The following is a 9,285-nucleotide window of genomic DNA, read 5'->3' as shown; positions in this document are numbered from 1 at the left end:
CCACCGGCCTGCGCCTCGAAGAGGCGTCGGGCTTGCTCACCGTCGAGCTCGCGGCGATCGACCGCGAGGACGGTGACGTCCAACAACTTTGGTTGCCCCTTCCGCCGCCGCTCACCAAGGGCGACCGCGGACGCAGCGTTCTGGTCCCACGCCGGCTGCTTCGTCAGATCGCCGCCTATGTCGCGGTCGAGCGCGCCGCGGGCGTGGCCAAGTTCGCCGCGCGCGACGGTGCGGCCAGCTTCGACCGACCGATCCCTGTCACCCGCGCCGGTCTCGACCGCATGCGCGATATCTGCACCCCGGAGGAACGATGCCGCCTGATCCTGTGCGACGAGGATGGAACGCCCCGCGAGCCGGCGGCGCTATGGCTGACCGAGGTCGGCCAGCCTGTCCGCCCCAACTCGTGGGAGGTGATCTTCACCCGCGCCTGCAAGCGGTGCGCACAGAACGGCTTCCCGCTGTCGATCAGCCCGCACCAGCTTCGCCACGCCTTCGCAGTCCATATGCTCGCCTTGCTGATCCAGCAGCGGCTGCGCGAAGCGGCATTGCCGGTGGGGCCGGTGGAGAGCTATCGGCTGATCCTGGGCGACCCGCTGCAACAGGTGCAACGCCTGCTTGGCCACGCCAGCCTCACCACCACCTATATCTACCTCGACCATATCGCGACCCGCGCCGATACGGTGGACGCGGCCGTCGAGGAGCTGCTGGCGTTACTGCCGGGGCCGCAAGGCGTATGAGCGGGCGTCCCCGCAAGGGCCGGCCTGTCGCCTTTGCGCCGATCACGCCGGAGCGATCGCAGCCCGATCCTGTGCTCGGCCTCAAGTTCACCATCGAGGCGCGGCATGGCGGAACGGTCCTAGTCGATATGACCGGGCTCGATCCTCGCCCACTCGCCATCGCTTTCGCCGGTGCGCTGCGTCGATCGGCGGCGCTCGGCGGCCCCATCGGTGCGGCCAGCGTCATCAAGCAGTATGTTCAGGTCTATCGCCACTTCTTCGCCTGGCTTGGCGATGATGCGCCGGAGGTGACCGGCGTCAACGACCTGCGCGCAGTCCATATCGATGGCTTTGCGTCCGCGCTCGAACGGCGTGGGATGGGCGCGATCCACCGGCACATAACGGTCGGCAAGGTCATCAACACGCTGCGCGCGATCGAGGCAGACCGGCCCGATCGGATCGCGCCCGACCTGCATGAGCGGCTGCGCTACACGCTGGCCACTTCGGCGGGCCGCTCGACCCCGCGCGATGCCTATAGCCCCTTCGTCGCCCGCGCGCTGCGCGACGCCGCGAGGGCCGATATCGAAGCGATGCTTCGCCGCCTCGGCGCCGACGACCGCACTGATGAGGGCGACCCTGTCGTCGCCAGGGCGCGCGCCGATGTCGAAGCGATCATCGCGCGGCAGGGCTTTATCGTCGCAGACCAGCCCGCGCTGAAGCGCCTCTATTTCATGCGCATGCGGCGCGGATTGCCGATCAGCACGCTCATCGACGACCTGCATGGCCGCCATCATCTGCTCGCGCGCGATCTGCCGGCGCTGCTCGTGCTGCTCACGCTCGATACCGGCCTCGAGCCGGAGTGCCTGAAGACGCTGACCGTGGATTGTCTCACCAACCCGCATGCCGGCACGGTGGAGCTGCGCTATCTGAAGCGCCGCGCCCGCGGTGCCGAGCACAAGAGCATGCGGGTCCGCGATGGTGGTAGCGGCACACCCGGCGGCCTCATGCGTCGCCTGATCGACGTCACCGCCGTCGCACGCGAGCATCTGACCGACGATTGCCTCTGGCTCTATCACAACGTTGGCGGCCTTCGCGCCGGCATCGTCGATCCCAAGTTCCAACTCGCCGCCTGGGCTCGTCGCCATGGTATCGCCGGCGATGATGGGAAGCCGCTCCATCTGCTGCTTTCCCGGCTGCGCAAGACCCACAAGGCGTTATGGTACACCAAGACCGAGGGGCATATGGCCCGCTTCGCGGTCGGTCACACCCGCGAGGTTGCGGCGCGCCACTATGCCGATCTGCCGTCGCTCCGGCCGTTGCACGAGGCGGCCGTCGCCGATGCCTTCCGCGCAGCGGTCGCTGCGGCGATGCCGACCGTGCTTCCACCCACCGCCGAGCAGGCGCTGCGCGAAGCGCCCGAACAGGTCGCGTCGCTGATGTCGGCTGATACGGTGGGTCCGGTGCTCGACGGCGAACAGGATGTCTGGCTCGCCGCCTGCGCGGGCTTCCATAGCAGTCCTTTCGCCGAGCCCGGTTCGCCCTGCGCGCAGCCCTTCTGGGGCTGCCTCGATTGTCCCAACGCCGTCATCACCGCGCGCAAGCTCCCCGCGATCCTCGCCTTTCTCGCGTTCGTCGAAGAGCAGCGATGCAGCCTGCCGGCGAGCGACTGGGCCGCCAAGTTCGGCCGCGTCCACACCCGGATCACGGTCCAGGTCCTGCCGGTCTTCTCCGATGCCGTTATCGCCGAAGCGCGCCGGCAGATGGGGAGCGAACGGCTCTATCTGCCGCCGGAGGCACGCGCATGACCACGCCCGTCCATGCCCTCGTGCCCGCGTTCGACGATCGCCCTGTGCTGGCGAGCGCGCCGCTCAAGGCGGGCCATGCCCGCGAGGAGCTGTCGCACGTCGGCGACCCGACCTGGGATCTCGGTCCCGCCGTCTTCCGCGAGAACGCTCGGCGCTGCCACGTCACCGTGCATTTCGACGTGCTCGAACATGCCGATGTGCAGGCGGCAATGCGCGCCTATCTCTACGCCCGCCTCAACGTCGGTCTTCCCGGCTACCACCCGAAGCTGCCGCCCGCCAGCATCCGACAGGCATTCAACCGGGCTCGCCGGTTCTTCGCCTTCGCGCGCGAGCGGCTTGGGCGGCTCGACCTGGGCCGCATCGATCAGGCGCTGATCGACGCTTATGCGCGCCACCTGCGGGATGATTCAGCGCGGCGCCCCGTCATCGTCGGCCAGCTCTTGCAGGTGGTCACCGATCTCTACCATCTCCGGGATCACCTGCCTGGAGGCGGTCTCGGGTTCGAGCCGTGGGCCGGGCAAGCGGCTGCGCGCGTCGCCGGATATCGGCATGTGCGCGAGAACCGCACCCCACGCATGCCGGAGGAGATTGTCACGCCGCTGCTCGCCTGGTCGCTGCGCTATGTCACGACCTTCGCGACCGATATTCTGGCGGCTCGGGTCGCGCTCGATCGGCTCGAGGCAGTCCGCGCTCGGCTGCTCGCCGCCGAACGCGGACTGCCTGATGCAGAGCGCCGCCTGCGGCAGCGCGCGCGCCTCGAGCGCTATCTCGCGCGCCGAGCCCGGCAAGGACGCGGCGTGCCCATCTGGACGACGGCACACAACGGCGCCACGCGCATCGATCCCCTCACCGGGGATGCAACCCCGCCGATCAACGCCCATCTCCTCCATTTGCATGCCGGCATCGATGCCGTCGCCGAGCCGGCCATGCATCTCATGCTCACTACCGGCGCACCGGATGTCATTCGCGAAGCGGTTGCATCGCTTGGTACCGAGGTCGGCGGCATGGACACGCCGATCTCGATCGCTCCCGAGAGCGGTCGGCCATGGCGTGCCCGCTTCGACGTGAAGACCCTAGCGATCGAGGAGCGGATGCTGCAGGCCGCCGCCTATATCGTATGCGCCTATCTGACCGGCATGCGCGACTGCGAGGTCCAGGCGATGCGGCGCGGCTGCCTCTCGATCGCGCGCAGCGAAGACGGCCTGATCGAGCGGCAACGCGTCCGATCGACCCTCTACAAGCGCCGATCGAGCGCCGGTGAGTCGGCGAGCTGGGTGACGATCGAACCGGTGGCCGAGGCGATCACGGTGCTCGAACGGCTGTCGGAACACGCGGCACGGAAGACTGGAAGCGACACGCTCTGGCCGGTGCTTCGTCCCCGCGCTGTCACCAAGACGCATCTGTCGAGCGAGGTGGTCCGCCAGCTCAACGCCTTCCGCGACCACCTCAACACCGTCTTCGGCAGCCCCGATGCGCCGGTCATCCCACCCGGCCCCGATGGCAAGCCGTGGCGCATCACGACGCGGCAGTTCCGGCGCACCATCGCGTGGCACATCGCCAACCGTCCGTTCGGCACCATCGCCGGCATGATCCAGTACAAGCATGCCTCGGTCGCCGCTTTCGAGGGCTATGCCGGGACCAGTGGATCGGGGTTCCGCGCAGAGGTCGAGGCGCAGCGCCGGCTCGGTCAGATTGACGATCTGCTGGACTATTTCGACCGGCGGCAGGGCGGCGCATCACTCGGCGGACCGGCGGGACCACGCATCGCGCGGACCCTCGACGATGCCGCCGTTAAGCTCGGGCCACTGCCCGCCATGATCGCCGATCGGGCCCGCCTGCGCGTCATGCTCGCCAGCGTCGCGCGCACCTTCCATGTCGGCCCGCTCGCGGATTGCTTCTTCGATCCCGCGACCGCGCTCTGCCTCAAGCGCGTGACGACCCCCGATCCCGCGCAGCCGCTTACCGCCCTGTGCGAACCGACCCGCTGCCCCAACGCCTGCATCACCGCCCGCCACAGACCGGCCTGGGAACGTGCGGCGGCCGATGCCCGGGCGCACTTACGCGAACGGCGCATCTCCGACCTCCAGCGTCAGGCGCTCCAGCGCGAGCTTGATCGCCTGACCGCGGTGATTGCCGGGATCGACCCTCCCGCGCCGTAGACCACCCCGGCTGTTGGCGGAGTCCTGCGCCGGTCGGCGCGCCCGCGCAACGGCTTCGCCGTCCTTCGCTTCGCTGCGGCCCTGACGGGTGCGCGAGCCCCCCTGTGCCCGGCGCGAACGGGCCTCCGCCGCCGGGGATGGTCCCCGGCGCGAGAACGGAGAACATATCATGTCAGCCTCACCACGCTCAGACGTCTACGCTCGCGTCACGCAAGCGATCGTCGACGCCATCGAAGCCGGCACCGGCACCTGGCGCATGCCGTGGCATCATTTTGGCGCCGACGTCACCCGCCCGACCAACGTCGCCAGCGGCAAGCCCTATCGCGGCATAAATACGATCTCGCTCTGGGCGGCCGCCTATGGCAGCGGCTACGCGAGCGGGGTCTGGGGCACCTATCGCCAGTGGCAGGCGCTCGGCGCGCAGGTCCGCAAGGGCGAGCACGCCAGCCTCGGCGTCCTCTGGAAGGAGTTTCGCGCGAAGGGTGACGACGCCGGCGGCGATGACGACCATCGACGGCTTTTCGCCAAGGCGTTCAGCCTGTTCAACGCCGATCAGGTCGATGGCTACGCGCCCGAACCGGCGCCGGACCTGCCTGAGAGCGAACGCCTCGCCGCCGCCGAAGCCTTCATCGCCGCGCTCGGCATCGATACTGTCTACGGCTCGGCCAGCGCCTATTATCATATCGCCGAAGACCGCATTCACATGCCGGATTTCAGCGCCTTCCACGATGCCCACGGCTTCTACGCCACCCACATTCACGAAGCGGCTCATGCCAGTGGCGCAGCCCATCGGCTTGACCGGGATTTCAGCGCCAAGTGGACCAGGCACGCGCTCGCCATGGAGGAAGCGACCGCCGAACTGACCGCATCGTTCCTGCTCGCCGATCTTGGGATCGCGCACGAACCGCGACCCGATCATGCGGCCTACATCGCCTCCTGGCTGCAACTGCTCAAGGACGAGCCTCGGGCGATCTTCACCGCGGCGAGCAAGGCGCAGGCGGCAGCCGACTGGATGCACGCCCGACAGCCGTAATGCTCACGCGACCCGCACTTCGGCGCCAAGTGTGTCGAGCAGCGGACAGCCCGGATCCCGACCGGCATCGCAGGCGCGCACCGAGTCGGCCAGAACCCGTTCCATCCGCTTGAGGTCCGCGATCCGCGCGCGTACGTCCTTCAGGTGCGACGCCGCGAGCTCGCGCACCTCGGCGCAGGAGGCCTGACCGCCAACCGCGAGTCCGAGCAAGGCGCGTACCTCGTCCAGGGTAAAGCCCAGCTCCCTCGCGCGGCGCACGAAGCCCAGGCGAGCCACGTCCTCCCGGCCATAGCTGCGGTAGCGGCCCCGCCGCGGCGGAGCGGGCAGCAGCCCGATCCGCTCGTAATAGCGGATCGTCTCGATGTTGCATCCGGTGCGGCGTGAGAGTTCGCCGATCTGGATCGCGCCGGTTGCGGCCATCCCCAAAATACCTCTTGAGTCTGTAGTCGCTACAGATGTTAGGACAGCTCAATGCCCGCCACAAGGAGTCGCCCGTGACCCAGACGCCAAGCCCGCCTAAGGGGATCGGCACCGCCACGCTCACGCTGGCGGGGATCGCTGCGGCGTTCGGCGTCGCCGCCTGCTGTGCGCTGCCGATCCTCTTCGCATCCGCCGGGATCGGCGCAGCTTGGCTCGGCGGCGTGGCCATTGTCGCCGCGCCGTATCGCACGCCGCTTCTCCTCATTGGCGCATTGTGCCTGCTTGCCGGCGCGGCGCTGCTGTTGCGCCAGCAAGTTACGGCGGCGCGCTGTGGGCCGGGCGGCATATGCACGCCGCGCTGGATGCGTGTTCTCACGCTCATCGGATTGCTGCTCGGTGCGGCCCTGCTCTGGGCAGGCTATCGCTATGTCTGATGCCACCCCCGAGCTGCGCTCGACGCTGACCTGTCCCCACTGCGGTCATCGGGCGACGGAGACCATGCCGACCAATGCCTGCCAGTATTTCTACGACTGCCGGGGTTGCGGCGCGGTCCTCAAGCCCAAGCCGGGCGATTGCTGCGTCTATTGCTCCTACGGCGACGTGCCCTGTCCGCCGATCCAGGAGAGCGGCGGCAAGGCGTGCTGCGGCTGAGGAGGGCGGGCGATGGCGCGCGCATCATCCGCTGAAGCCGCCTTTGGATCGACGGTTACATTTCCCGGCGGTGCCGTTGTCCCGGACTGGAGCGCAGTCACAACACCCAGCGCCCGCGCAGCCCTGACGGCACTGTTCGCGGCGTTCATCGGTTCGAAGTGGCGCGGGATGGACGGCGTCGAGGAGCGGGTCCGGCGCGCCGTGCTTCAAGCCTATGCTGCCGATGGTCGCTCGCCGGTGCCGGCACAGATCGCCGCCGCATCGGGACTCCCCTCCGGCGAGGTCGGCTCGGCCCTGCAGCGGCTCGCCGGGCGCGATCTCGTGGTCCTCGACGGCGCGGGCCGGGTGACCGGCGCCTATCCGTTCACCGACGGCCCCAGCGAACATCAAGTCGAAGTCAGCGGAGTGACCATGAGCGCCATGTGCGCCATCGACGCGTTGGGGATCGGCGCCATGCTGGAGCGGGACTGCATGATCCGCTCGGCCTGCCGCCAGTGCCGGCGCACGCTCGCCATCCATACCCCCAGCCGCGGCCGCGAGCTGGAAGAGGTTGAGCCGGGCGCGATCGTCGTCTGGTCCGGCCGTCGCTATGCCAGTGGCTGCGCGGCATCGTCGCTCTGCACCTTGCAGGCCTTCTTCTGCGATGACGATCATCTGGCGGCCTGGTGCGCGAGCGGTCCGGTCGGAGCCGATGACGGCATTCGTCTGTGCCTGGCCGAAGCGCTCGAGGTTGGGCGCGCGATTTTTGCGCCGATGCGGATGGAGATGCGACCATGGCTTCCTACGACCTGATCGTCATCGGCAGTGGCACGGCAGCGCAGGTCGCGGTCGGCCGGGTCCGTGCCGCTGGATGGTCCGTCGCCGTCATCGATCACCGTCCGTTCGGCGGCACCTGTGCGCTGCGTGGCTGCGATCCCAAGAGGATGCTGGTCAGCGGCGAGGAAGCGATCGACGCGGCAAGGCGCATGGCCAGACATGGCGTCGACGGCACGCTGGCGATCGACTGGCCCGACCTGATGGCGTTCAAGCGGACCTTCACCGATCCGATCCCCGCCAAGCAGGCGCACCGCTACGCCGAGCTCGGTGTCGACGCATTACACGGTGTTGCTCGCTTTGCCGGCCCAGACACGATCGTGGTGGAAGGCCGGACATTGCGGGCCCGCCATATCCTGATCGCCAGCGGCGCGCGTCCAGTCCCGCTCGGCATTCCGGGCGAAGATCTGGTGAGCACAAGCGATGCGTTCCTGGAGCTTCAGGCCCTGCCGCGCCGGATCGTGCTGATCGGCGGCGGCTATGTCGCTGCGGAGTTCTCGCATCTGGCGGCCCGAGCGGGCGCAGAGGTCACCATCCTACAGCGGGCCGAGCGGCTCCTGCCGCACTTCGATCCCGACCTGGTGGGCTGGCTGACGCCCCGGTTCGAGGCGCTCGGCATCCGCGTCGAGACCGGTGCCACCGTTACCCGGGTCGAGCGCAGCGGGAGCGGTCTGCTGGTCCACGCCGAGCGCCAGGGCGAGCCTGATCTCAGCGTCGCCGCCGATCTCGTCGTTCATGCCGCCGGGCGCGGTCCTGACCTCAAGGCGCTCGACCTGTCCGCCGGCGAGGTGGCGGTGCAGGACGGGCGCCTGCAGCTCGACGCGCATCTGCGGAGCATTTCCAACCCGCGGGTCTATGCCGCCGGCGACGCTGCCGGAGTCGGGCCGCGGCTGACGCCGGTGTCCAGCCACGATGCCAAGGTAGTTGCCGCCAACCTCCTGGATGGCCCGACGCACCAGCCGGACTATCGCGGCGTGCCGAGCGTGGCCTTCACTCTGCCGCCGATCGCCGCCGTCGGACTGTCAGAGGAGGCGGCGCGCCGCGGCGGCGTCGCGCTCCGGGTCAACGCAGCCTCGACGCCAGACTGGTTCACCGCCCGCCGCCTCGCCGAGCCGGTCTACGGCCATAAGCTGCTGATCGACGAGGACACGGACCTCATCCTCGGCGCGCATCTCGTGGGGCCGAACGCCGACGAGGTAATCAACGTTTTCGGTCTGGCAATCCGCCACGGCCTCACCGCGGCCGATCTTCGCTCCACCATGTTCGCCTATCCGACCGGCGCCTCCGACGTCGGCTACATGCTGACTTAACGCACGAGCGCCACTGCCATGGCGGCCGATCCCTCGCGCGATCGGCCGCTTCGCGATGCATGTCGATGCGGGCTGTCGCCCGCCATTAAGCGGACGCCGCTTGCGCGGCGGCTCCGATTTTTTGGCCTCTCCCTCGATGCGGGAGTGGTCGGCGCTCCCTGCTAGGCCCGCCGCGGCGCGCTGCAAGCCTCGGCTTCGCCGGGCTGCTCCATTTCATTTCGCCCCTGCGGGTGCAGCCCGCCGCTTCAGCAGGCCTCTCCGGTCGCTCTCGCCGCCCACCCCCGCCTCGGGGGAGGCCATGGGGCTTTTGGGCAGTGCTGGAGGCAACCGATGGTTTTCACCTTCCAACCGCCATTTTGGGCTGGACTGTCAGGATAT

Annotated in this window: 8 protein-coding genes and 1 pseudogene; 8 read left to right on the top strand and 1 reads right to left on the bottom strand. The window is 68.9% G+C overall.

Translation table 11 applies throughout. From position 1 onward, the window contains the following. The 4 genes and pseudogenes from ET21_RS0105790 to ET21_RS0105775 all read left to right on the top strand — a co-directional run. Positions 1 to 737 (top strand): annotated as a pseudogene (locus ET21_RS0105790) (tyrosine-type recombinase/integrase); the annotation flags it as partial. Beyond that, positions 734 to 2,521: a hypothetical protein gene (locus tag ET21_RS0105785; protein ID WP_021224414.1), complete on the top strand. Its 1,788-nt coding sequence runs from the start codon at positions 734 to 736 to the stop codon at positions 2,519 to 2,521. The pseudogene ET21_RS0105790 and the gene ET21_RS0105785, both read left to right, overlap by 4 nt. Then, complete coding sequence (locus ET21_RS0105780) at positions 2,518 to 4,680, top strand: hypothetical protein (RefSeq protein ID WP_021224413.1); 2,163 nt, start codon at positions 2,518 to 2,520, stop codon at positions 4,678 to 4,680. The genes ET21_RS0105785 and ET21_RS0105780 overlap by 4 nt, the downstream gene beginning before the upstream one ends. A gap of 169 nt (positions 4,681 to 4,849) precedes the next feature. Further along, positions 4,850 to 5,713 (top strand): ArdC family protein, encoded by an 864-nt coding sequence (locus tag ET21_RS0105775; RefSeq protein WP_030538909.1) that lies wholly within the window; start codon positions 4,850 to 4,852, stop codon positions 5,711 to 5,713. 3 nt (positions 5,714 to 5,716) lie between these two features. Here ET21_RS0105775 and ET21_RS0105770 read toward each other — a convergent pair whose 3' ends face one another. Further along, on the bottom strand, positions 5,717 to 6,133 hold the full coding sequence (locus ET21_RS0105770; RefSeq protein WP_016744720.1) for a helix-turn-helix domain-containing protein: 417 nt from the start codon (positions 6,131 to 6,133) through the stop codon (positions 5,717 to 5,719). A 74-nt stretch (positions 6,134 to 6,207) separates the two neighbouring features. Here ET21_RS0105770 and ET21_RS0105765 point away from each other — a divergent pair, with 74 nt between their 5' ends. The 4 genes from ET21_RS0105765 to ET21_RS0105755 are packed head-to-tail and all read left to right on the top strand — an operon-like array spanning position 6,208 to position 8,907. Then, the gene (locus ET21_RS0105765) at positions 6,208 to 6,567 is read left to right on the top strand and encodes a hypothetical protein (RefSeq protein WP_021224336.1); all 360 of its coding nucleotides are present in this window, start codon (positions 6,208 to 6,210) and stop codon (positions 6,565 to 6,567) included. Beyond that, the gene (locus ET21_RS26975) at positions 6,560 to 6,784 is read left to right on the top strand and encodes a GDCCVxC domain-containing (seleno)protein (RefSeq protein ID WP_021224337.1); all 225 of its coding nucleotides are present in this window, start codon (positions 6,560 to 6,562) and stop codon (positions 6,782 to 6,784) included. The genes ET21_RS0105765 and ET21_RS26975 overlap by 8 nt, the downstream gene beginning before the upstream one ends. Positions 6,785 to 6,796: 12 nt before the next feature. Continuing rightward, positions 6,797 to 7,576, top strand: coding sequence for an organomercurial lyase (gene merB, locus ET21_RS0105760; protein ID WP_021224338.1), 780 nt, complete (start codon positions 6,797 to 6,799; stop codon positions 7,574 to 7,576). Further along, a complete protein-coding gene (locus tag ET21_RS0105755; protein WP_016744716.1) occupies positions 7,558 to 8,907 on the top strand; it encodes an NAD(P)/FAD-dependent oxidoreductase in 1,350 nt (449 codons plus the stop codon). Before merB ends, ET21_RS0105755 begins: the two co-directional genes overlap by 19 nt. Positions 8,908 to 9,285: the final 378 nt, after the last annotated feature.

It is taken from the genome of Sphingobium sp. DC-2 (assembly GCF_000722555.1).
GTDB classification, from domain to species: domain Bacteria; phylum Pseudomonadota; class Alphaproteobacteria; order Sphingomonadales; family Sphingomonadaceae; genus Sphingobium; species Sphingobium quisquiliarum.
This window is presented reverse-complemented; position numbering and strand designations above follow the sequence as displayed.